Genomic DNA, 22939 nt, shown 5'->3' with positions numbered 1-22939 from the left:
CACTGCTGCTTGCACAAATCGTATCAGGAGATATGCTTACATGCGGCGCCGGTCGATTTCGAGGCACCGCCCTACTCTATTGTTTTGATACGCTTTATTTTTTGTTCTTGGCAATTGTGGCCGAGCTCTCCTGCGCGGCCCGATCAGGGTATTGGTTCCTTGGCACAGCCCCGCAAAGTGGCCCTTGTCACCGGCATTACCGGACAGGACGGGTCCTATCTCACCGAATTGCTGCTCGAAAAGAACTACGAGGTGCATGGCCTCAAGCGCCGTGCCTCACTGTTCAACACGCAGCGCATCGACCACCTCTACGAGGACCGCCATGTCGGCGATGCGCGGATGAAGCTGCATTACGGCGACCTCACCGACAGCTCCAGCCTGATCCGCCTGATCCGCGACATCGAGCCGGACGAAGTCTATAACCTCGGCGCCCAGTCCCATGTGGCCGTGTCCTTCGAGGCGCCCGAATATACCACCGACGTCGACGCTACCGGCACGCTGCGTGTGCTCGAGGCCATCCGTTTCCTGGGGCTGGAGCGCAAGACCCGCTTCTACCAGGCCTCCACCTCCGAACTCTATGGCCTGGTGCAGGAGATCCCCCAGCGCGAAACCACGCCCTTCCACCCGCGCTCGCCCTATGCCGTTGCCAAGCTCTATGCCTATTGGATCACGGTCAACTATCGCGAGGCCTATGGGCTTTATGCCTGCAATGGCATCCTCTTCAACCATGAAAGCCCACGCCGGGGCGAGACTTTCGTCACGCGCAAGATCACCCGCGGCCTCGCCAATATCGCCCTGGGCCTCGAACCCTGCCTCTACATGGGCAATATCGACTCCCTGCGCGACTGGGGCCACGCTCGCGACTATGTCCGCATGCAGTGGCTGATGCTGCAGCAGGATCATGCCGAGGATTTCGTCATCGCCACCGGCGTGCAGCATTCGGTGCGCGACTTCATCACCTGGACCGCTGCCGAACTGGGCATCACCCTCTCCTTTTCCGGCACGGGCGTGGACGAGATCGGCGCGGTCTGCAGCGTCGCCGGCGATCTGGCCCCGGCCGTCCATGTCGGCGACGTCATCATCCGCATCGACCCCAAATATTTCCGGCCCGCCGAAGTGGGAACCCTGTTGGGCGACCCCAGCAAGGCCAAACAGCAGCTGGGCTGGACGCCTGAGACCACCGCGCGCGACATGTGCCGCGAAATGGTCCATGCCGACCACAAGGCGGCCCGTCGCGTGGCCCTGCTCAAGCTGCACGGGCTCGACCTGCCGGTGAGTGTGGAAGGATGAGTCATACCCTTGATGGCAAGCGCGTCTGGGTCGCCGGCCATCGCGGCATGGTGGGCAGCGCCCTGGTACGGCGGCTGGCGCGCGAGAATTGCCAGCTCATCACGGCGACCCGCGATGAGCTGGACCTGCTGCGGCAAGCGGAGGTGGAGGCCTTCCTGCGCGATATGCGGCCCGATGTCGTGGTCATGGCGGCGGCCAGGGTCGGCGGCATTCTCGCCAATGACACGCTGCCCGCCGATTTCCTCCATGAAAACCTGATGGTGGAAGCCAATACGATTGCCGCGGCCCATGCCAATGGCGTGGAACGGCTGCTGTTCCTGGGCTCGTCCTGCATCTACCCCAAGTTCGCTCCCCAGCCGATCACCGAGGAGAGCCTGCTCACCGGCCCGCTGGAGCCGACCAACCAGTGGTACGCCGTGGCCAAGATCGCCGGGATCAAGCTGGTCCAGGCCTATCGCCGGCAATATGGCCGAGACTATATCTCGGCCATGCCGACCAATCTCTATGGCCCGGGGGACAATTTCGACCTGCAGTCGAGCCACGTCCTGCCCGCCCTGATCCGCAAGGCGCATGAGGCCAAGCTCAGCGGCGCGCCAGGCATCACCGTCTGGGGCACCGGCAGGCCGCGGCGCGAACTCCTCCATGTAGACGACTGCGCCGACGCACTGGTCTTCCTGCTCAAGGCCTATTCAGGCGAAGAGCAGGTTAATGTCGGCTCCGGGACAGACCTCTCCATTCTTGAACTGACGCAAATGGTCTGTCGCGTGGTCGGCTACGAGGGCGAAATGCGCCATGACCTCTCCAAGCCAGACGGCACGCCGCGCAAGCTGATGAGCGCTGACAAGCTGCGCAATCTTGGCTGGCAGCCCAGCCTGGACCTCGAAACCGGCATAGCCCGGACCTATGCCTGGTTTCTTGAAAATATCGCGGCAGCCAGAGGTGTTTAGCGCAGAGTTTTCCCCGCTCTCCGCCCCGCGCTTATCCTTGTCGGCAGCAAGGAGAGCGACATGGACAAGTTTGAAGGCAGAGAACCCAGCGATACCGGCCCGGCCCTTGACGGCTTCGCGATCACGCCCAGCGACACGCAGGACCTGCGTGACCTCACGCGGGCGCTTTATGTCGGTGGCGGCGGCGACGTCCGCGTGGAGATGGCATGGGGCACGGCGATCACGCTGAAATCGGTGCCGGCCGGCACAATACTGCCGCTGCGCGCGCGAAAAGTGCTGGCGGCGACCACGGCCAGCTTTCTCGTCGGGCTGCTCTAGTCATGGGCGCAGCAATTGGTGTGGCCGCGCTGGGCCTTGGTGCAGGCATGATGAGCGCGCGGGCCTGGTGGCAGAGCGGCGCTTTGCTCGACCTCGATTTTGCCAATGACCGCTACTGGTGGGACGGCCGCGAATATGGATCGCGCGCCGCATTCCTCGCAGCCATCGGCGGCGCGGTGGCCGATGGCGTGGTCAGCTTCCCCTGGACCGACGCCACGGTACAGATCCAAGTCGATGCGCTTGTGGCCGAGCAGCCGACCGGCAATGAAGTGCTCTATTCGCTCGACGATGGCAGCGAGACCAATTGCCTGCGCGCCCGGCGCGACAGCGCCTCGCAGGTCGTCCGGCTTTTCGTCATTGCTGCCGGCACGACGCTGTCCGATATCGGCACCCAGGCGCTGGGCCGTGGCGTGGTGCTGCGCACCAGCCATTCAGTCCGGACGCAGAATTTTGCCGGGGCCGCCAATGGCGCCGGCAGCGGTGCTACGGTGAGTTCTACCGCGCTGCCCGCCGTTACCACCATGCGCATCGGCCGCGGCGCCAGTGCCAACCTGCCCTGGTCCGGGCAGATCCGTCGCATCACCATCTATCCAGACCCTGCCCCGGACGTCGCGACCAATACCGCCGCCTCGACACCACCCCATGATCTCTGGCTGGAGGGCGACAGCTATATCGCCAGCTCGGCCGGCGTGGGGCTCGCCGCCTCCATCGCACGGCTCGGACGCCGTTATCCGCTCAACGACGGCATCGGCGGCTCGACGCTGGAGCAGAGCCAGACGCGCGTATTGGCGAAAACCGGCACGCCGCGTGACCTGCCGCTGATCTTCTGGGACGGCGACAACAATGGCTATGGCGCATTGGCCAGCGACATGGCGCGCTACGCCGCCATGATCGCCGCGCTCGGCCACCAGCGCTTCCTGATCCTGGCTCCCGCCCTGCGTAGCGCCCAGAGCGTGGAGCAACGCGATGCTGCCCGATCATTGACCACTGCACTAGCCGCGGCCTATGGGACCCGCATGATCGATCCCATGCCCACGCTGCTGGCCCTCGCCAATGGCGCGGGCGATGCCGAAAACGTCGCCTCCGGCACCGTTCCGGCAAGCCTGCTGCAGGATGGCGTGCATCTTACAGGTCCTGGGATGGATGCGGTGGCGCAACTGGTGCTGGCGCGGCTGGCGTCGCTGGGCTGGTGAGCGCCAGCCCGGTCAGCGCGGTGAGGCGATCGAGTTTGGCCGCGCGCGTCTGCCAATGGACCAGCTCCCGCTCGTATTCGACCACTTTCGCGCCGACAAGGAAGCGATACCAAAAGCCTTGCAGCACATGATAGATCAGCCCCTCCCGGCCATCGAGGAAACCGAGCTGCAACAGGTAGCGGTAGAGAAAATAACCCAACGCCGAAAGCTCCGGCGGCAAAGCATTGTAGACGCGTTCCTTGATAAAGCGCTTCAACCCCGCCTGAACTGACGTGCTCCCCGCCGTCACCGCCATGTCGCGTGGAAACAGGCCATGCCGCTGGTTGATGATATCCACCGCTTCGCGCGTGGCATAGCCATTGTGCTTGGCGGTGAAAAAGCTCAGGTCCTTGAGGTTCACGTCCGAAAAACTGCCGGCAAAATGCACCGTCCGGCCGCTTTCGAGCACGATATGCTCGTCCATCCAGCGCTGCTCGATCCGCCCCTGCCCGCGCCGGAACAGGCGCAGCAGCGTCAGAGGATAGCGTCCGCCAAAGCGGATCCAGCGCCCCATGAAGACATGCCGCCGGTCGATATTGATGCCGGCAACCTCTGCCGGAAGCTGGCTGACCTCGCTGTAGAAGCGCGCCGCCAGATCCGCTCCGATCACTTCATCCGCATCGAGCCGCAGGATCCAGTCGGCGTCGCTGTCAATATTGTCCATGCCCCATTGGAACTGGTCGGCATAGTTGCGCCATGCATGCACCAGCACCTCGGCGCCCCGCGCCTTGGCGATCTCCACCGTTCCATCACCCGACCCCGAATCCACCACATGTACCGAGCGCGCGAAGCTTGCGACGCTGTCCAGCGCCCGTGACAGGTGGATCGCCTCATTGTGGGTCAGGATCACAACCGCAATCCCCGGCATCTAGGCGCCCACCCGCTTGCGCCGGCGCACCGCCCGGGCCGGATTGCCCACATATACGGTCCAGGCATCGAGTTCCCTGGTCGCCACACCGCGCGCCCCCAGCACCGCGCCCGGCCCCACCGTTACGCCCGGCCCAACAAAAGCCTCGGCCGCGATCCAGGCGTGATCCCCGATGTGGATCGGACGGGTCACGAGCTGAAAGTCAGCATCGTCCACATCATGCGTGCCGCCACAAAGGAAGGCCCGTAGTGACACCACCGCACCACGTCCGATGTGGACGCGGTCCATGCAATAGCATTGCACACCCGGACCCAGCGTCGCCCCCCCATCCATGCTGAGATGGGGCGGATACCACACGGCAACCGATGCATAGACATTGGCTTCGGAACTGACCCTGGCTCCGAACAGGTTGAGCAATGCAATACGCCAGCGCCGCGCCACGGGCGGCGTCCACCGCGCCAGCAGCAGCCAGGTCACGCCCCAGAGCGCCCGCAACAGCCGATGCCGCAGGCTGAAACTGGCGCCGCCCCCGAGCGGTCTGGCGACCCGCGCATCGAGTGGGGCACTCATGTTGCCCGCCCCGACCGCACCAGCACGCTCTGCAGCAACGAACTGATCTCGCCGGCAATGACCGCAGGCGAAAATGCCTGCGCCACCAGCGCACGCGCCGCCTTCGACATGCTGACGATCTCAAACTTGTCCCAGCGATCTGCCTGCGCCAGCCCCTCGATCACGGAAGGCGCATCTTCGCCGATCCGCAACGCCGCCCCGCTGGCAAAACCCTGCGGCAGATTGCAGGCCTCCGTCATCAGCACCGGAATGCCGTGGCTCCAGGCTTCCAGCACCACCACGGGAAGACCCTCGCTTTTCGAGGGCAGCACCAGGACATGTGCCGCCTGCAGTGACCGCGCCTTTTCCTGCCCATATTGCGGACCGACATGGCTGACATTGCCGAACTCGGCGTTCAGCGCCGCGACCGCCAGGTCAAAATCCGCCACCTGGTCGAGCCAGCCGCAGAACACCAGCTGCGAGCGTGCCGCAAAGCCGCAATCGCGCCGGCACAGCACCTGCCAGGCAAGGCAGAGCTCGAGCCAGCCCTTCTTGTCATGGATCCGCCCGAAGAACAGATAGACCCGCCGCGACCGCATGGCCTCGCCATGCCATTGCGGCAGGGCATCTTCCGGCTGGTTCTGGCCCACCGCATTGGCAATAGCCACACAATGCGCCGCGGGCAGCAGGGCGCGCACATCCCGCGATTCCGCCTCCGTCAGCACCTGAAAGCCCGCGGCGCAATGCAGCAGCAGGTCCTGATAGAGCAGTGACACCAGACGCTTGAGCCCTCGCGATCGCCGAAGGATCCACGGCTCCAACATGCCGTGCGGCACCAGGACATAAGGCCTTCCAGTCCGCAGGTGCCACGCCAGCACGGCAAAGCCATGAAACGCCCACAGCCCATGCACCGCCATGACATCGGCATCACTGGTCAGCACACGCCAGAACAGCCCCGGCGATATCCGGAAGGTCGACGGCCCGAAAAAGCGATAGGCCCGCACGGCAAGCGTCCCAAGATTGTGGAGGTCCCGGTCCAGATCCCCGTCCCGCGTCGCGACAAGCCGCACGTCGAATGTCCCTTCTCCGACAAGGCCAAGCCCCGTCTGCCGCGCCACCTCGGCCACGCCACCGCCCTGGCGCGACAGCGAACCGGTTACCAGATCAAGCCGCGGTGCACTCATGGCGCCCTCACCTCACGTACAGCCGTTGCCGGACGCAGCCAGAGCGCCACCACCAACAGCGCCACGCCGATCAGCTCCTGCCGGAATACATTGCGCAGCGGATAGGCACCGGCCTGCACAAACACCAGGAACAGCCAGGCACCCGCCAGAACCGACAGCAGCACATGCCCACGCCCGGCCACCATGATGGAAAGCCTGATGCCCAGCATCAGGATCAGCGAAGCCACGACGGTATAGGCGCCGCCAAAGGCCACCACTTCGGTGATCGCACTCATCGGCACATAGCTGTGCAGGCGAATTTCCTGGATGCGCCTTATGCCCTCGAAGCCATCCACCGCCGAGGGAAAGGGCGAAAAGGAAAGCTGCTTGTAAAGCTCGGGATGCTGGGGCCGCAGCACGAAACCATCATTGGTGACAAAGACGCCCTGCGTCAGGTTGCCGATGACAAACAGCAGCCGGTTTGGCCCCGCGAGCACGGCCGAGACGAAATTGTCCGGAATGACCGAGACACCAAACTCGCGTGTCATCCTGCCGCCCAGCGCCATCAGCAGGCACAGCAGCGCCACAAGGCCCACACCGCCCACCACCAGCCAGCGCCCCCGCCGCGGCATGACCGCTGCTACCGCCGCGACAACGAAGACATAGACCGCCGCCGCCCGCCCCGCATTGGCGAGGCCCAGCAGCACATACCAGCTAAGGATCAGGAAAAAGCCGAAAGCCAGCCCCCTCCGCCCCGTCCAGAGCGCGACGGCAAAACTAAAGGCCGCGACCACGCCTAGGATCTGCGATAGTTCCTGCACCATGGCCGTAAGGCCATTGGCGATTGCCAGCCCCCGCGTGGAGCTGAGCAGCAGATAGCTGCGATTGTACCAGAGCGCCGCGCTGTCGGTGGACAGGACATTGACGAGCGCCAACAGGCCACAGACCAGCAGCACCAGACCCAGCCAGCGCTCCACCCCGGCAATGGCCTCGCCGCCAAGAGCCTGCACATCTGCTCGCTCGGTAACCCTAAGCCCAAGGGTCGCGCCATAACAGCAGAGGAAAATCCAGAAATAGAGCTGCAGGCCCTCGTCGTTGACGTAGAGATGGCTGCGCAATTGCCCAGGCGCCGCGATATCAACGACAGGCACGAATTGCGCGCTATAATAGGCCAGTTGGCAGGCCATGATATAGCCGCCGATCAGGTCGAAAGCTGACAACGAGCAAACGCGCCGCTTGGCCTCCAGCAGCAGCACCAGTTCCACGCCGACCAGCAACCCGATCATGAAAGCGCCACCTCGCCCACCGCCGCCAGCAGGATCTGCTCCATAGTCGTCTCGGCCCAGTTGTCATTGGTCAGCACTCGCCGGCGTCCCCCCGCCGCGATCCGCGCGAGCCGCGCCGGATCAGCCAGCAGGCCCAGACACAGATCGGCGCATTCCTCTGCGCTCGACCAGAACAGCGCCTCCTCTCCCTCCACATACATGGCCATATGTTCGGCCGTGCGCTCGGCGCAGAGCACCACGCCCATGGCCGGGATTTCCGAGGAGCGCGAGGTCTGCAGGTCCTGATTGCCCTTGGACAGCATGCAGATGGCGATCTCGGCGCTGCGCACGGCGGCCGAATAGGCGGCGCTGTCGAGATAGCCGGGCACGACGACATGTCGGAAGGCGGCGAAATTATCCGCCCGCTCCCAGCGCTGTCCGATCACCTTGAGCGGTACGCCGCGCCGCGCCAGCGTCTCCATGAAGGGCCCGCGCTCGGCAAACCAGCTGCCCACGAATGACACCGGCGATCCGAACTGCGCTTGCTCCTCCGCCGTCGGTATCTGCGGGCGATGCAGCACCTCGTCGGCGAAGAAATTGACCCGCAGGACATGCTTCACGCCAGCGGCCCGCGCTATCTCGGCCGTGGATTGCCGTGGCGTGGCGTAGAGATCGTAGTGCCGCAGGGCTGTTCGCAGCGTCCGCCAGCGCATGCCATCGCGCGACACAAAGGGATTGTCGCGGTTGAACAGCGCCACCCGCCCGGCCCGCGCCCTCAGAAATTTCACCGCACTGGCCGAGACCAGCTCGCCATTGTCGACGAAAGCAACATCGAAGGCGCCGTCTCCCACCGACTGGCGGATATGGCGCTCGATCAGCCGCGAGATCCCCATCGTGCCGGTGCGCCAAGCCCAGGCCGTGACCCAGCGATTGCCCCGCAGCACGGCATAGGGATCGACGGCGAAAACCGCGTGTCCGCGCCGCTGCATCGCGCGCTGCATCAGGCGTGATTGTCCCCGCGCCGACCCGACATAGAGCACTCTCAAGTCGCAGCCCCGCCGCGCGTCTGCGCCACGCCTGCGCTGCGGATGCCACCCACGTCCAGCGCCAGCACACAGCCCGCATAGGGCACGGCCAGCGCCAGAAACACAACGACGCCATCGGCAAGCCCTTCGCTGGCCGGCAGCACGGCAGCGATCGTACCCATGGCGCCCACCGCCAGAGCCAGCCGCCACAGGTCGTGCCACGGCCAGCGCATCGGTGTGAGCAGGCACAGCGCCGCAATGGTCACTACCAGCCCGATCGCATGCGCCAGCAGCAGCGGCAGCACCGCCGCCGCCAGCGCGCTGCCCCACCAGGCCATTGGCGTGATGGTGGAGACCGCCAGCAGCGCCAGCACCACGGCCGGCGCCAGCGGCGCACCACCGGACCTGCCGAAAATCAGGAACAGCGGATCAAGCGCATATTGCCTCATGGCCTGCAGCGCCGAGGCCAGGGTGACGGCGAGCAGTCCCGCGGCAAAACCCACCCGGTAATCCAGCGGCACGATCAGCTCGGCCACCTGCCCGCGCAGCGCGATCAGCCCGATGGCCAGCGGTGCTACGACCCCCACTGCCACCACGACCTGGTCACGCAGCCGCCGCCGCACCGCTGCGCTGTCATCATGCTCCATCGCGCGGATCGCACGTTGCACCACCACGACATTGATCGCCGTGCCTACGGTGGAAAACAGCCGTTGCCCGATATCGATCGCCAGCAACACGCCGCCCGCCCCGGCCAGCCCCAGGCTCCCCACCACGAGGCTTCGTACCACTGCCGGCACCGCCACCGAAAGATTGGTTGCCAGCGCCGCCAGTTCACCAAAGCCGAACAGCAGGCGGAATTCGGCCCAGTCAAACGCCTCACCGCGCCCAAGCGCCGCCAGCAAATTTTCGCGCCACAGCAGCGCCGCCAGCGGATAGGACAGCGTCAGTCCAGCGAGTGCGGCCATGCCGGTCTGGAACACGGCCGCAAAGACGATGGCCAAGACCAATCCCAGCAGCGCCCGGACGATCCAGCGCCCCGAAAAGGCGAGATTGTCAAACCGCGCCCGCGCCGCAGCCATCTGTCCATCGAAGGCCCCCTGGATGGCAGCACAAGCCAGGACAATCGAGATCGCACCCGCCCAGCTCCAGACCATGGTGATGCTCGCAACCAGGACCGCGGCCACAAGCAGGACGCCCGTGGTCGCGACATAGCAGCGGGCCAGCACCAGTCTGCGTTGATGTGCAACGACCTCGTCCGCACCATATCCATGCCGCAGCATGGCCAGCCGCATCCATTCGAACGACAGGCTCGTCACCAGCTGCGCCAGCCCCAGCAGCAGCGAATAGAGCGCATATTCGGCCATCGGCAGCACGAAGGGGATGACGAGATTCAGCGCAATGCCGAAGACGCTCCCCGCCGTCACCGCGACGGATGGCGCCGCCGAACTGCCAAGTACCCGTCGAACACCATCAAGCATGGCGCATCTCGATCGGCCGGGCCGGCACGCCAGCCACCGTAGTGCCCGCCGCAACATCGGTGCGCACCAGCGAATTGGTGCCGGCGCGGACGAAATGGTCTCGCTCCGTGATCCACAAGCCGTCCCGGTCAGTCATCGTCATCGCCGCTGCTCGGCGATGACGATCAGCCGGTTGATGAAGCCGCCGAGCACCCCCGCCTTGCTCCAGCGCTGCTCGGCCCGATGACGGGCATTGACGCCAAACTGCGCTGCCAGGTCGGCATCGCTCGCGACCAGATCAATCGCCGCCGCAAAGGCCGCCGGATCGCCCGGGGGCACGGTGATGCCGCAATCGACCATTTCGGCCCAGAGCCCCGTGCCCGTCGCTGCGGCCGCCACCACCGGACGGCCCGAGGCCAGCATATTGGTCAGCTTGGAGGGCAGCACCAGGTCGGCCACACCGGCCAGCTGCGGCAGAAGATGCACCGTCGCCAGCGCCATCAGGTCACCCAGCTGCTCGACCGGCTGCAGATCGTGAAACTGGAAGCGTTCGAGGCCATGCGCCTGCCGTTCGAGCTCCGCCCGGTTCGGCCCCTCGCCGCAGATTACGAAGGTCAGGTCGCGCCGGTGCTGCAGCATGCGCGCCGCCTCCACCACGATCTCGATGCCCTGCTTGCGGCCGATATTGCCCGCATAGAGCGCCACATGCGGCGTGGAAATGCCCCAGCGCAAGCGGTAGCCCGAGGGCACGGCCGCTGGCGGGAGGCGTTCGAGATCGGCCCAATTGCGGAACTGGACGATCCGCGTCTTGTCGACGCCCTTCTGCAACAATCGGAAACACATTCGCGGTGAAATGGCGCTGACACTGTCGAACAGGCGCAAGACGCTGCGCTCGAAGCCGAGCGCCAGCCGCCCCAATAGCGACCGCGCGCCCATCAGTCCGGTGGCGAAGGCCGCCTCGACCTCGAAATCCTGCACATGCAGCCAGGCATGCGCCCCGCAGCTCCAGGCGGCCAGTCGCGCAACCGGCGCGGCGACCAGCGATGGCGCCACGGCAATCACCACATCGGGGCGCTTCGCCCTCGCCAGGGTCAACATTGGAATCAGCGCACTGAGCCCGAAACTGGCGTGATGCAACATGCGCCGCAACCCACTCGGATTGGCCGGCACATAATGCGGCACCCGCGTGACCGAAACGCCGTTCTCGACAGACTGCCTCGACCAAGGCTCGTCGAACGGGTCGATCACCCTCCAGCCCGGGTAATAGGGGTAGCCGGCAACGACATGGACCTCATGTCCCTTGGCAACCAGGGCCTCGGCCATGCCCCTGGTATAGACTGCAATGCCGATACGCTCGGGGGCGTAATTGAGCCCCAAAATTACAAATATCACGCAAACCTCCGAACAGTGCCGCAACGGCAATCCAGAAGAAAACTTGAAAATCGCCCGGCGAAACATCGCGCCGGTTCGTCAGCAGGGAAGAATGGGCAGATGCGCACATCAGGAGCCGCTGGCGCGTCAAACTCGCGCACCGTGGCGACCAGATTTTGCTAATTCACTGTCAGACCAAGAAATATCGAAGATATAGGCAATCAACCAAGACATCATCCAAGAGAGGGTGCGCTAAGGCGAGATAATTCAAATTCAAATACAGAATAGACTAAATCACTGTCAGAAAACAATTTCGCCTTATGCCACAACAGATACACACCTGGCAGGCAGATTCAGATTATATCATCACCCTTGATAAAACTATGTTTTTTTACGCATGGGATACTTACGGTCATGCCATGACTAACCGTGCCGGCTCTAGCCTAGAATGAGGTTATTGCTATCGTGAATCACCGGCCGGTCATTTCACGGTCCGGACTATCGGCATCGAGTTTTGATTGTGACTTTTTATGTTTTGCCCAGGCCAGCGCAGGCTCCGGGCACTGGCGCACTGGCCGCCAGTCGGCCCCTCCTGCCTGAAGCCCGCGGCGCCGTTCGATCGGTTGTGTCCAAGCCATCATGAACAACACATTTTCCCGTTTAGGGCCAAAGCCATTTCAAGAAGGACTATTGATGGACAACAGCATCAACCTGCAGGAGCTGCTCGGCCTGTTGCGGCGGCAGTTCAGGATGATCCTCGGCATAACGCTGGCCATCGCCGGCGTCGCCGCTGCCATCACCGCCACCATCACCCCCGTATATACTGCCACCGCCCTGCTGCAGGTCGATCCCGGCAACCAGAGCCTGCTGACGCCGCAATCCGGTTATGGCGACATGAACAGCGACAATGCGCGCGTCGATGGTGAGGTCGAACTCGTACGCTCTGACACTGTCCTGCTGACGGTAATCGACGAACTCGATCTGGTCAGCGACCCCGAATTCGGCGCAGAGCTCGGCCTTGTCGCACGCATTCTGTCGGCGCTGAATCTGCGCCAACCCACGCTGCCGACTGCGGATGCGGCCCTTCTGCAAACCCTTGGCAAGCTGTCCTCGGCCACCTCCGTGCAACGGCGCGGCCTGACCTTTCTTGTCTCGGTCAGCGCACGCTCGCAAGACCCTGAAAAGGCAGCCCGTCTCGCCAATGCCATCGCCAGCGCCCATATCGCCACCCAACTCACTGCCAGGGTGCACAGCATGGTCGAGGCCCGCGACGTCCTGCTGCAGCAGCTGGCGCTCGCCCGCGAGGATGTCGTGGCCTCGGAAGGGTCCATTGACCGCTATGTCGATACCAATATCGACAGCATCGTCGCAGAAACCGGCAGTAGCGAACTGATGGAACTCTCATCGAGCCTTGCCGGCCTCAGCACATTACGGCAGCAGACCAGCGTCCGGCTCGCCGAGGCCAGGACGCAGCTCGATGCTGGCAATTACGCCGCCCTCGCCGACCGGCTCGGCAACGAGGCCCTGAAAAATCTTGAAGCCCAGCGCCGCGCCCTCGTCGGCGAGATCGAGCGGTCCGACACGACGACTGCCATAAACCTGCGCGAAGAGCTGGCGGCGATCGAGACCGACCTGCAGCGGCGTGCCGAGATCGGGGTTTCAGGGCTCCAGGTCCAGGTCACCCAGGCGCAGGAGGACGAGAATCGAACCCGGACTGCGCTTCGGACGGCTCTGATCTCCAGCGGCCTCTCTGCCGATGCCCTGACCGAAATCTATGACCTGCAGCAGCAGGCCGAACTGGCCCGACAGCGCTACGACCAACTCGTCACTCGCTCGCAGCAGCTCCAGACCGAAGCCGCCTTGCAGCTCCCCAGCACCCGCCTCGTCTCGGAGGCCCTCCGCCCCGGCGCGCCATCGTGGCCCAACATGCGGCTGCTCCTGCTGCTTTCCACGCTTGCCGGCCTTGGCCTCGCCGTGGGCATAGCCTTCCTCTACGAACATTTCGTCGGCGGCATCACCTCCGAAGAGCAGCTTGCTGCAGCCACCCGGACCCGCATGGCGCTGGCCGTGCCCTATATCAAGCCGCAGGCAGACCAGCGCAGCCTCGCCGATCTCACCGTCTCTGCTCCTCTGTCATCGTTCGCCGAAGCCATCCGCAAAATCCGCACCGCCATCGACCACAACCTTTCGGTCGATCCGGTCGCCGAGAGCCGCCGCGCGCCCATGATCGTCGTGACCTCCACAGCGCCCGGCGAAGGCAAGACCACGCTGGCCCTGGCCATTGCCCGCTCCTATGCGCTGGCTGGTCGCCGTACGCTGCTCATCGATTGCGACCTGCGTCGCCCGGCCCTGCATCAGCAACTCGGCCTCGAGCCGTCCGACGGTCTCATCCGGGCACTCGAAGATGATGATCCGACCGTCAGCCTCGAAAGCGCCCTGTCCGACGACCAGCAGACCGGGCTGCTCTCGCTCATTGGCTCGCGCAGCAGCATCGCCGCCACTGACCAGCTCATCACCAGCCGCAATTTCGACCGCCTGCTCGCGGCAGCCTCGCGTGCCTTCGACATCGTCATCCTCGACACACCGCCGCTCGGGCCGGTGGTTGATGGCATCTACATTGCCCACAAGGCCGATGCCGTGGTCCTGGTTTGCGAATGGGCCGCCACGCCGCAGCAGGAGATCACCCGCGCGCTGCTCACGATCGAACAGGCACTGACCGGCGGCGCCGTACTCGTCCCGGTACTCAACCAGCAGAGCCTGTCGCCATCCGACTACCACCGCCGCTATCGCAACTATTACGCCGATTAGGCCCAATCCATCTCCCGATCAGGCACACCTCCGGCACTGCTGGCACCCGCCCGCGGCGCATGCTAGTCAGACACGACTGCTACCGGAGACCGGCTTGTGTCCCAATCGACTACCGACCGAATCTCCTTTGTGACCAATGGCACGCCCGAAGCCGATACCGCTGCGGCGCGCCTGCAGGCGCGCTATGGCGATCACAGGCTGGAGGATGCCACTGTGGTCGTGGCCCTCGGCGGCGATGGCCTGATGCTGCAGACCCTGCACCGCACCATGCGACGCGACATCGCCGTCTACGGGATGAATTTTGGCTCGGTCGGCTTCATGATGAACGGCTTTTCCGAACACGACCTCGACCAGCGCCTTGCTGCCGCCCAACCCACGCGCATCTTCCCGCTATCGATGACCGTGCTCGACACCTCCGGCAAGACCCAGACCGCACTGGCGCTCAACGAAGTCTCGCTCTTTCGCTCAACCTATCAGGCAGCCAAGATCCAGATCATCGTCGATGGCGAGACGCGCCTCGACGAGTTGATCTGCGACGGCGTGCTGCTATCCACTCCCGCCGGCTCGACCGCCTATAATCTTTCGGCCCACGGCCCGATCATTCCGATCGAGGCCGAACTTCTGGCCCTCACGCCCATCTCGCCCTTCCGCCCCCGCCGCTGGCGCGGCGCCATTCTCTCGAACCGAGCCGAGGTGAAATTCATCACCCGCGAGGCAGCAAAGCGCCCGGTCAGCGCCGTCGCCGACAATGTCGAGCTGCAAAATGTGCTGGAAGTCACGGTCACCGAAGACCGTACCCATGGCGTGACGCTGCTCTTCGATCCCGGCACGAGCCTCGAAGAGCGCGTCCTCACAGAGCAGTTCAAGTTCTAGAGCGTTTTCAGCAAAAGTGGATACCACTTTTGCGGTTCGAAAGCGCGACCGACAAAGATCTAGGCCGCAGGCAGTGACAGCCTGGGCTCGATGCGGTCGCCCGGCAGGGCGGGCATATTGGCCGATGCGTCCAGAGCAAATGCAGCCATGACACCGCGTGCCGCCTTGCGGGCAAGCAGGATATTCTGCTCGCTGAGATAGGCGAAAGCCTCTTCCAGTTCCTCAGGGATGACGCCGTCATGCTCGGCGATCAGCTCTTCTGTCAGCGCCGTGACCACATAGTGGCGCGCCCCGGCATCGTCGGCCAGATCGCTGGATCGCGCATAGAGCACCAGCCGCGCCACCAGGTTCCGCACGCCCTCGCCCAGCCCGCACCGCACCAGCAGGGCATTCAGCGCCGGCCGGCTGCCGCTTTCGAGCAGCGAAAACACCTTGGCCCGCGGCGCCTGCGCCAGCTCGGCCAGGCAATCGGCAAAAAACATTACATGCCCGGTCACCACCGCATGCAGCAGCACGCGCGTATTGACCCGGTCGGTGACGATCAGCTCGGAAACATAGCCCGGCTTGGCCTGCACCGCCTCGCGTTCGCCAATCGAGGTCAGCGCCGTATCGCCGCTGTCACGCAGGATGCGATCGAGCCGGTCGCCAGCCAGTGCGCCCTTGACGATCCGGGCGCCACGCAGCGCCTCGGTCACCTTTTGCACCAGCAGCAGTCGGGCCGCCGCCGGCAGATCCCGCCGCGCCAGCAGGGCACCCCGCATTTCGGCATCGTCGGCCAATGAAACAGTCAACTGGGTCAGCAGCGCATCGCCCAGCGCAATTTCGTGCCGGCGCAGCAGGCGCAACGTCACCTGCCCTTGCTCGCGCGCAATGATGGCGCCCGCCAGGCGCGGGCTCAGCTGCACGCGCTGGCTGACTGCAACCAGCATGGAAAGATCGAGTGTCTTGATCAATCCGATCAGGTCGGCATCGATCAGCACCGGCGAATACTGGATCACCGCGCGCGAAATGATCGCGCTGTCATGCAGCAGCGCCAGCATGATCGGCCGCGGCGCCTCGTTGGAATGCAGCAGCCCGTACGCCAGTGCCGCACGCACCTTCACCGACGGATCATCGAGAAAGCCGATCAGCGCCGCATAGAGCGCGGCGTGTTCATCGGCGGGACCGACATGATTGAGATAGGCATGGGCTGAAAGATGAGCCGCGCTACCGCGATCCTCGCTCACCTGCGATTGGGACAGCGATACAAACTCTTGATACGCAACCATTCCAAACTCCGCACACCTGCGAAGTCCACCCTAGGGATGAAGGTTTAAGGAACGGTTCACCATAAGATATTGCCGTGTGGCAACGCTTTGCGCCGAGCGCGCCGGGATCCAGCGAAGCTGAAACGCCTTAGAAGCCGGAGGCGACCAAGCCGAACAATTGCGTGGTTGCGGCAAACACCGCGACTACCAGCATCCAGCTCGCGATGGCGGCGGCGATCAGGATCCAGCCCCGCGGAATGGATGGTGCAGCAACAGCCTGTACAGTCGTTGTTGAACGGCGCATCGACGCCCTCCTCATGCGTGAGGGCAAAGGCCACTCAACACCACAAATAAACACTCTGCCTTCTAAAGACCGCCCTAACTGGATTGGTTGCATTTTTGATAACGCGGACGCTCCGCCTCCCAGCCCTATTGCGCGTATAATTGCGTGAAGAAACCGCCGCCATCACTGGTCGTCGTCGCCGGCACATCCTCTTCCGTCTTGAACAGGCCGGTGAAGGACATGTTGTCCGGCGAAAAGCGCGACGGGATCGGATCGGGCACCGGCGCAGCGGGCTGCCCGGCCATCTGCTGCACGGCGAAATTGGCATTCATGCCGCTGCCACCCTCATGCTTGGCCACCAGCACGCGATAGACATCGCGGATCGTGCGCGGCTGTCCATCGGCGTAAAAGATTGCGCGGTTGGCCGATGCCTGCTTGGGAAAAAGGTTCGCCGCGATCTGGTCCGGGTCCTGCAGCCCAGCATTGAACATGCGTTCCGCCCCCTGCGCGCCGAGGAAATGCGCAATATAGAGCTCGCCCGCGCTCGGCTGCCGGCCGAAGCGCTGTGTCAGGTAGTCGCCGTTCGACTTGGTGAAAGCCGCCGCCAGGTCCGCCGCCATCTGCGGATCCTTGCGCATCTCGAGGATCTGCGCCTTAACCTGCGGATCGCTGACCGTATAATCCCCGCCCGAAGTCCGCGAAATCTGGGCCGCGATATCGCCATAGCCCAGCCGCGGACCCTCCTCCTTGAGCACCTGCAGCCAGGTGCTCTCGATGAACTGGAACAGCCCTGTAGCCGACGACGTAGAGGCCTTGGCCTGCGGATTGAGGCTGCTCTCGCGCATGGCCGTCTGCAGCAGATAGTCGAAATCCACGCCATTGCGGTCGCCGGCGGCCGTCAGCACATAGGCCAGGCTTTGTGGAACCGAAATTGGCTGAACGCCCATCAGAAGGCAAACCCGTGCAGAATCGCGTGAGCCGTCATTAAAGCATCGGAGGAGTTAACCGCTCGTTAACCATCATTGCCAAGGCGTTACGCACCCCACCGACTGACCACATCGCCCAGCGCCGGCCGCGGCCGATCGTCCATCGTCATGCTCGGCGTACCGATATGCACAATGCCCACGATGCGCTCGCCGTCCCGCACGCCCAGCATGGCGCCCGCCTGGTCATCGAAGGCATACCACCGCGTCACCCAGCTCGCCGCAAAGCCCAGGGCATGGGCGGCATGCACCAGGTTGAACGCCACATTGCCCGCCGACAGCAGCTGCTCGAATGCGGGCACCTTCGGATGATCCTTGGGCGATGAAATCACCACCACCGTCAGCGGCGCCGGCAGAAAGCGCCCGCGCTCGATCTCGACACTCGCCTCGTCCGCTCCTGGATTTTGCGCCTTGTAGATCGCGGCCAGCTGTTCGCCCGCCCTGACCCGGTCCTCGCCCTCGATCAGCACCAGCCGCCACGGCGCGATCTTGCCATGGTCGGGCACGCGCGTCGCAATGGTCAGCATGTCCTCGAGCTGTCCTGCATCGGGCCCGGGTTCCTTGAGGAACGCCATGCCGACGGAGCGGCGGGTCAGCAGGTAGTCACGGACAGCTTGATTTGTGGACATTGCGAGTCTCCATTCATGCGTGAGCATTAGCCCCAAGCGCCCTGCGACACCAGAAGCGCGAACAAAATCAGGACATCGGCCATCTGCGCTGTTTTCATCGCGGCGGGTCTGTGACACAGCTTTTCCCCAATCACCGCCTACCACGGCAAACCGATTCAATAGCTGCCGACCGGAGATCAGATGCGCCTGCGACCACTCCTGACTATTCTGCTCGCACTGGCATCCGTAACGCCTGCCCTTGTCCCCTTTGCCACAGTCGCGACTGCCCAGGAAACTGGCGGTGAAGCCGCTGCGGACCTGCCGCCCCTGCCCCGTCCGCGTCCCGACCCGGCGAGCTTGCCCGCAACGCCACCGCAAGCCGAGCAGCCATCGCAAACCCCTGCCACCGAGGCCATCACCGCCATCACCTCGGCCCCGCAACCGGTACAGCTCAATGCCCGTATCACCGAGGACGGCACGACCATTCCCGATGGCCTGGTCTGGCGCATTTTCGACACCCAGCCAGATGCCTCGGGTGAACTGGCGCTGGCGGCCAAGTCCGAGGAGGGCGAGCCCGAACTCGAACTCCCGCCCGGCGAATATATGGTCCACGTTGCCTATGGCCGCGCCCAGACCAGCGAACCACTCTCCGTCGTTCCCGGCCAGAACGAGAAGACCTTCGTCCTCGACGCCGGCGCGCTGCGGCTCAATTCTGCCGTCACCGGCGACGTCTCGATCCCGCCCGATCTGCTCAAATTCGACATCTACACTGCCGGCGAGGAAAACGACCGCGCCATGGTGGCCGAAAACCTCAGCGCCAACGAGATCGTCACGCTCAATGCCGGCACCTATCACATCGTTTCGCGCTTCGGCGTCATCAATGCCGTGGTCCGCGCCGACCTGCGTGTCGAGGCTGGACAGCTGACCGATGCCACGCTCTACCACCACGCCAGCCAGGTCGCCTTCAAGCTGGTGTCCGAGGCCGGCGGCGAAGCCATTGCCGACGTCGAATGGACGGTCAAGACCGCCGACGGCGCCACCGTCTTTGCCGAACTCAGCGCCTTTCCCTCGACGGTCCTTTCTGAAGGTGACTATCTCGTCCTCGCCAAACAGGGCAGCCAGGTGTTCAATCGCGAATTCCAGGTCCAGCCTGGCGCCTTGCGCGAAATCGAAGTTCTGACAACAGTTTATTGACCGTCATAAAGACGACCTATCCTTGCCGGATCACTTGATGTCTTTGGCTATTGAAGCATTGCAGCCATGGACTAACATTGCCGACGACCAACAGCGGAGAAACCACCATGGTGATCAACACCAGTCTGGGTAAGCGCCTGAGCCTTCTCGCCACCGCCTGTCTCTTGAGCGTGGCCCTGCCCGCCCAGGCGGCCTGGGCCCAGAAGGTCAAGGACAAGGGCACCACCCAATCGAGCGCCTCCGAGACATCAACGACATACGACGTCGAGATCCCCGAGATCGATTCCGTTGATTCCAATGTCGATGACGAGATCATCCGTGCCATCTTCAGCGGCGCCCTGGTGGAAAATGCCGACGCTCTGGCAGGCCTGACCGCGACCAGCATCACCATTCCCGAGATCACCCTCTCGATCACCACGACGACCGACGGCGACACCAAAAGCGGCGTGGTTACCTTCTCCGACATCGTCCTCAGCGACGTGACCGATGGCGCTGCCGCCAGCTTCTCGCTGGCCAGCACGACCCTCGACGCCGGCGAGGATGGCAGTGGCGACTATGGCTCCATGTCCGCCGCCAATGTCGATATTGCGGCCCTCCTGGGCATGTATGGCCTGGTGACTGCCGACGACAGCACTGAGCTTCAGACCATCTATTCCGATTTCGTCTTCGAGGGCGGCACCTTCGAGGCCGATGACGTCAGCTGCACCATGGGCAGCATGACCGCTCCCGAGCTCAAGGCCCGTCCGCTCAAGACCAGCTTCGTCGAAATCTTCGCGCTGGTGGAAACGCTTGAAGACGGCAACGACCCGTCACCCAAGCAGATCGGCGACCTGCTGCGCATGTATGCCGACTTCTTCACCGCCTTCGAGAGCGCCCCGATCACCTTCGACGGCTTCTCCTGCGAGGGCCTCGATTCCGATGACAAGCCGCTGAGCTTCTCCATCGCCAGCATGTCGATGGACGGCATGCGCCCGGGCGTCTATCCCGCCATTTCCATGGACGGCTTCAATATCGCCGTCGAAGGCGATGGCCTCATCACGCTGGCCAATGCCACCATCAAGGAAATGGACCTGAGCGGCCCGATCGCCGCCGTGCTCGGAGCACCCGAAGGCATTGACGAGGCCTGGCTCACCGCCAATGCCCAGCAGCTGGTGCCCGCCTTCACCGGATTCTCGCTCAGCGACCTGGTGATCGACATTCCGGATATGGAGACCGACGGCGAGCGCATCAATGTCGCCATCGGCGCCTATGACCTGACGCTCGGCAACTACTTCAACGGCATCCCGACCGACCTCAACACTTCGGCCAGCAAGATCGTCGTCGACCTGCCCCAGGATTCCGGTGATCCGCAGCTGCAGCAGCTGATCGACCTGGGCCTCACCACCATCGATGCCGGCTTTGTCGTCGATGCCTCCTGGAGTGAGGCGGAAGACACGATCACCATCGACCAATTCTCGGTATCGGGTGTCGACCTCGGCGTCGCCGCCGTGTCGGGCAAGATCATCAACGCCACCGAAGACCTGTTCAGCTGGGATGAGGATCTGTCGATGATGGCGGCCATGGGCATGGCTCTGGCCAACCTCAAGGTCGAGGTCAAGGACGAAGGCATTTCCGATCTCGTCCTGGCGACCGTGGCCGCCGAACAGGGCAGCAATGCCGAAACCATGCGCCCGATCTTTGCGGGCCTCGCCGAAGGCACGGTGATCGGCATCCTGGCCGGCGCAGCAGAAGCCCAGAAGGTCGGCGGCGCCGTCAGCAGCTTTGTCAGTGGCAAGGCGAAGAACCTGACCATCGAAATGACCGCCAGGGAACCGGCGGGCCTGGGCATGGTGGACTTCATGATGGCCGAAGACGACCCGACCGTGCTCCTCGGCAAGGTCACGATCGACGCGACGGCAAAATAAGAAGCAAGAGTACCCCCACCTAACCTCCCCCTGAAAAGGGGGAGGGATTAGATCGAGTTTGGGGCAATATCCAGTAAAATAAACCGGTCGGTCCCTCCCCCTATCAGGGGGAGGCTAGGAGGGGGTACCCGCCAAGACTCGTCTTCGCGACTACCCGACTTCCCTCGCCGCCACCGCCATGCCCCAGGCCAGCAGCTCCCTTGCCACCTCGGGTGAACTCCCCTCGACATAGCAGCGCAATTCCGGCGCATTGCCCGACGCACGGAAATGAACCATGTCGCCCGACGTCGTGCGGAACTGCAGACCGTCGATGGTCGAGAGATCGGCAATCCCGTGCGGCACAAACACCGCCTCGGCATAAGCAGCATCACCCGCCAGCCGCGCCAGAAACGCCCCGCTCTTCTCGCTCGGCACATCCTGCAGCCGATCCGCCAGCGCATGCTGCAGCGGCAGGCTTCGCACCAGCTCGCTCACCGCAATACCCTTGCCCGCCGCCAGGGCCAGCACGCAGAGCAGCGGCAGCACGGCATCGCGCGTCGGCAGCGCCGGCAGCGGCTCGCCCGTCGCACTCACGCCATTGCCCACGAAGGTCCCGCCATTGGCCTCAAAGCCGATGGTCGAGCCTGTCGCCGTCTCCATACCCGCTACCACATAGGGTGAGCCCACCTTGGTGCGCACGACCTCGGCAAAGGACCCAGTCCGCTCGATCGCCGAATTGGACGTCACCGGCGTCACCACCACCCGCGCGCCAAGATAACGCGCCGTCAGAAGGCCAAGCACGTCACCGCGCACGAATTCGCCCGCCGCATCCATCAGCAACGGCCGGTCGCCATCACCATCCGCCGAGACAATGGCATCGAGATTGTGCACATCGATCCAGCCCTTGAGCGGCTCGAACACGGCGTCGCCAAAGGCCTCGGTATCGATCGGCACGAAGCCGTCGATCCGGCCCAGGCTCACCGTCTCCGCGCCATAGTGCCCAAGAATCCGCGTCAGCAGATCGCGCGCCACGGTCGAATGCTCGAACACGCCGATCCGCAGACCGGCGAAAGCGCCCTCCGGCAAAAGCGTCGAAAAACGCTCGAAATAGCGCTCCATTGCAGCATCGGCCTCATCGGCAATTGCGCCAGCCAAATCAGGCACGCTCTCGTCATTGAGCGCCGCCAGAATCCCTGCCTCATCCGCCTTGCTGATTTCGCCGGCCGGCACGTAGAATTTCAGCCCATTGCGATCGGCCGGGATATGGCTGCCCGTCACCATGATCGCGGCACAGCCCGCAGCCATGGCATGCAGCGCCAGCGCCGGCGTCGGCAGTGTCCCGCAATCGACCGGCTCCAGCCCTGCTGCGGCAATCGCCGCCGCGCAGTCGGCCACGATGGCCGGGCTCGACGGCCGGAAATCCTGCCCGAGATAGACGCGCCCGCCCTTTTCCTGCCCCAGCTTGGCCAGATGACGCAGGAAGGCCGCCGTATAGCGCCGGGCCGCCTGCCCTTCCAGCTCAACGGCAAGACCGCGCAATCCGCTGGTTCCGAATTTCAGACTGCTCAAGGCGAT

General features: G+C 64.1%; 21 protein-coding genes. 8 read left to right on the top strand and 13 right to left on the bottom strand.

Annotated elements, in window-relative coordinates; all coding sequences use genetic code 11:
* The first annotated feature begins 159 nt into the window (after positions 1 to 159).
* From gmd to P0Y65_05380, 4 genes are read left to right on the top strand one after another with little or no spacing between them, the layout of a single operon-like run.
* Positions 160 to 1290: a GDP-mannose 4,6-dehydratase gene (gene gmd, locus P0Y65_05395; GenBank protein ID WEK05690.1), complete on the top strand. Its 1131-nt coding sequence runs from the start codon at positions 160 to 162 to the stop codon at positions 1288 to 1290.
* Positions 1287 to 2237, top strand: coding sequence for a GDP-L-fucose synthase (locus P0Y65_05390; GenBank protein ID WEK05689.1), 951 nt, complete (start codon positions 1287 to 1289; stop codon positions 2235 to 2237). Before gmd ends, P0Y65_05390 begins: the two co-directional genes overlap by 4 nt.
* A 60-nt stretch (positions 2238 to 2297) precedes the next feature.
* Entirely contained in the window at positions 2298 to 2555 is a 258-nt protein-coding gene (locus P0Y65_05385) for a hypothetical protein (protein WEK05688.1), read from the top strand.
* A 2-nt stretch (positions 2556 to 2557) separates the two neighbouring features.
* Positions 2558 to 3748, top strand: a complete 1191-nt coding sequence (locus P0Y65_05380) for a hypothetical protein (GenBank protein WEK05687.1) — start codon at positions 2558 to 2560, stop codon at positions 3746 to 3748.
* Here P0Y65_05380 and P0Y65_05375 read toward each other — a convergent pair.
* The 8 genes from P0Y65_05375 to P0Y65_05340 are packed head-to-tail and all read right to left on the bottom strand — an operon-like array spanning position 3681 to position 11506.
* Entirely contained in the window at positions 3681 to 4637 is a 957-nt protein-coding gene (locus P0Y65_05375; protein WEK05686.1) for a glycosyltransferase family 2 protein, read from the bottom strand. The genes P0Y65_05380 and P0Y65_05375 overlap by 68 nt on opposite strands.
* Positions 4638 to 4655: 18 nt before the next feature.
* Positions 4656 to 5225 (bottom strand): putative colanic acid biosynthesis acetyltransferase, encoded by a 570-nt coding sequence (locus tag P0Y65_05370; protein WEK05685.1) that lies wholly within the window; start codon positions 5223 to 5225, stop codon positions 4656 to 4658.
* Positions 5222 to 6388: a glycosyltransferase gene (locus P0Y65_05365; GenBank protein ID WEK05684.1), complete on the bottom strand. Its 1167-nt coding sequence runs from the start codon at positions 6386 to 6388 to the stop codon at positions 5222 to 5224. Before P0Y65_05365 ends, P0Y65_05370 begins: the two co-directional genes overlap by 4 nt.
* Entirely contained in the window at positions 6385 to 7653 is a 1269-nt protein-coding gene (locus tag P0Y65_05360) for a hypothetical protein (protein WEK05683.1), read from the bottom strand. The genes P0Y65_05365 and P0Y65_05360 overlap by 4 nt, the downstream gene beginning before the upstream one ends.
* Positions 7650 to 8633: a glycosyltransferase gene (locus tag P0Y65_05355; GenBank protein ID WEK05682.1), complete on the bottom strand. Its 984-nt coding sequence runs from the start codon at positions 8631 to 8633 to the stop codon at positions 7650 to 7652. The genes P0Y65_05360 and P0Y65_05355 overlap by 4 nt, the downstream gene beginning before the upstream one ends.
* A gap of 41 nt (positions 8634 to 8674) precedes the next feature.
* Positions 8675 to 10135 carry a hypothetical protein gene (locus P0Y65_05350; GenBank protein WEK05681.1) on the bottom strand — a complete coding sequence of 487 codons (1461 nt, stop codon included), beginning with the start codon at positions 10133 to 10135 and terminating at the stop codon, positions 8675 to 8677.
* The gene (locus P0Y65_05345; protein WEK05680.1) at positions 10128 to 10271 is read right to left on the bottom strand and encodes a hypothetical protein; all 144 of its coding nucleotides are present in this window, start codon (positions 10269 to 10271) and stop codon (positions 10128 to 10130) included. The genes P0Y65_05350 and P0Y65_05345 overlap by 8 nt, the downstream gene beginning before the upstream one ends.
* Before the next feature lie 2 nt (positions 10272 to 10273).
* Positions 10274 to 11506, bottom strand: a complete 1233-nt coding sequence (locus tag P0Y65_05340; protein ID WEK05679.1) for a WcaI family glycosyltransferase — start codon at positions 11504 to 11506, stop codon at positions 10274 to 10276.
* A 672-nt stretch (positions 11507 to 12178) separates the two neighbouring features.
* Between P0Y65_05340 and P0Y65_05335 the strand changes: the two genes are divergently transcribed.
* Entirely contained in the window at positions 12179 to 14293 is a 2115-nt protein-coding gene (locus P0Y65_05335) for a Wzz/FepE/Etk N-terminal domain-containing protein (GenBank protein ID WEK05678.1), read from the top strand.
* Positions 14294 to 14389: 96 nt separating this feature from the next.
* Complete coding sequence (locus P0Y65_05330; protein WEK05677.1) at positions 14390 to 15166, top strand: NAD kinase; 777 nt, start codon at positions 14390 to 14392, stop codon at positions 15164 to 15166.
* Between the two features lie 59 nt (positions 15167 to 15225).
* On the opposite strand, the gene P0Y65_05325 is transcribed toward P0Y65_05330, so the two are convergent.
* The 4 genes from P0Y65_05325 to P0Y65_05310 all read right to left on the bottom strand — a co-directional run bounded on the left by P0Y65_05325 (position 15226) and on the right by P0Y65_05310 (position 18308).
* The gene (locus P0Y65_05325; GenBank protein WEK05676.1) at positions 15226 to 16434 is read right to left on the bottom strand and encodes a DUF2336 domain-containing protein; all 1209 of its coding nucleotides are present in this window, start codon (positions 16432 to 16434) and stop codon (positions 15226 to 15228) included.
* A gap of 127 nt (positions 16435 to 16561) precedes the next feature.
* A complete protein-coding gene (locus P0Y65_05320; GenBank protein WEK05675.1) occupies positions 16562 to 16717 on the bottom strand; it encodes a hypothetical protein in 156 nt (51 codons plus the stop codon).
* A gap of 125 nt (positions 16718 to 16842) precedes the next feature.
* The gene (locus tag P0Y65_05315; GenBank protein WEK05674.1) at positions 16843 to 17643 is read right to left on the bottom strand and encodes a transglycosylase SLT domain-containing protein; all 801 of its coding nucleotides are present in this window, start codon (positions 17641 to 17643) and stop codon (positions 16843 to 16845) included.
* An 86-nt stretch (positions 17644 to 17729) separates the two neighbouring features.
* Positions 17730 to 18308: a nitroreductase gene (locus P0Y65_05310; protein WEK05673.1), complete on the bottom strand. Its 579-nt coding sequence runs from the start codon at positions 18306 to 18308 to the stop codon at positions 17730 to 17732.
* 180 nt (positions 18309 to 18488) lie between these two features.
* Here P0Y65_05310 and P0Y65_05305 point away from each other — a divergent pair, with 180 nt between their 5' ends.
* Positions 18489 to 19481 (top strand): hypothetical protein, encoded by a 993-nt coding sequence (locus P0Y65_05305; GenBank protein ID WEK05672.1) that lies wholly within the window; start codon positions 18489 to 18491, stop codon positions 19479 to 19481.
* Positions 19482 to 19558: 77 nt separating this feature from the next.
* On the top strand, positions 19559 to 21385 hold the full coding sequence (locus P0Y65_05300; protein WEK05671.1) for a hypothetical protein: 1827 nt from the start codon (positions 19559 to 19561) through the stop codon (positions 21383 to 21385).
* Positions 21386 to 21535: 150 nt separating this feature from the next.
* Here the strand turns inward: P0Y65_05300 and P0Y65_05295 are convergent, their stop codons facing one another.
* Entirely contained in the window at positions 21536 to 22933 is a 1398-nt protein-coding gene (locus P0Y65_05295) for a phosphomannomutase (GenBank protein ID WEK05670.1), read from the bottom strand.
* Positions 22934 to 22939 lie beyond the last annotated feature (6 nt).

The sequence above is a fragment of the Candidatus Devosia phytovorans genome (assembly GCA_029202405.1).
Taxonomy (GTDB): Bacteria; Pseudomonadota; Alphaproteobacteria; order Rhizobiales; family Devosiaceae; genus Devosia; species Devosia phytovorans.
This window is presented reverse-complemented; position numbering and strand designations above follow the sequence as displayed.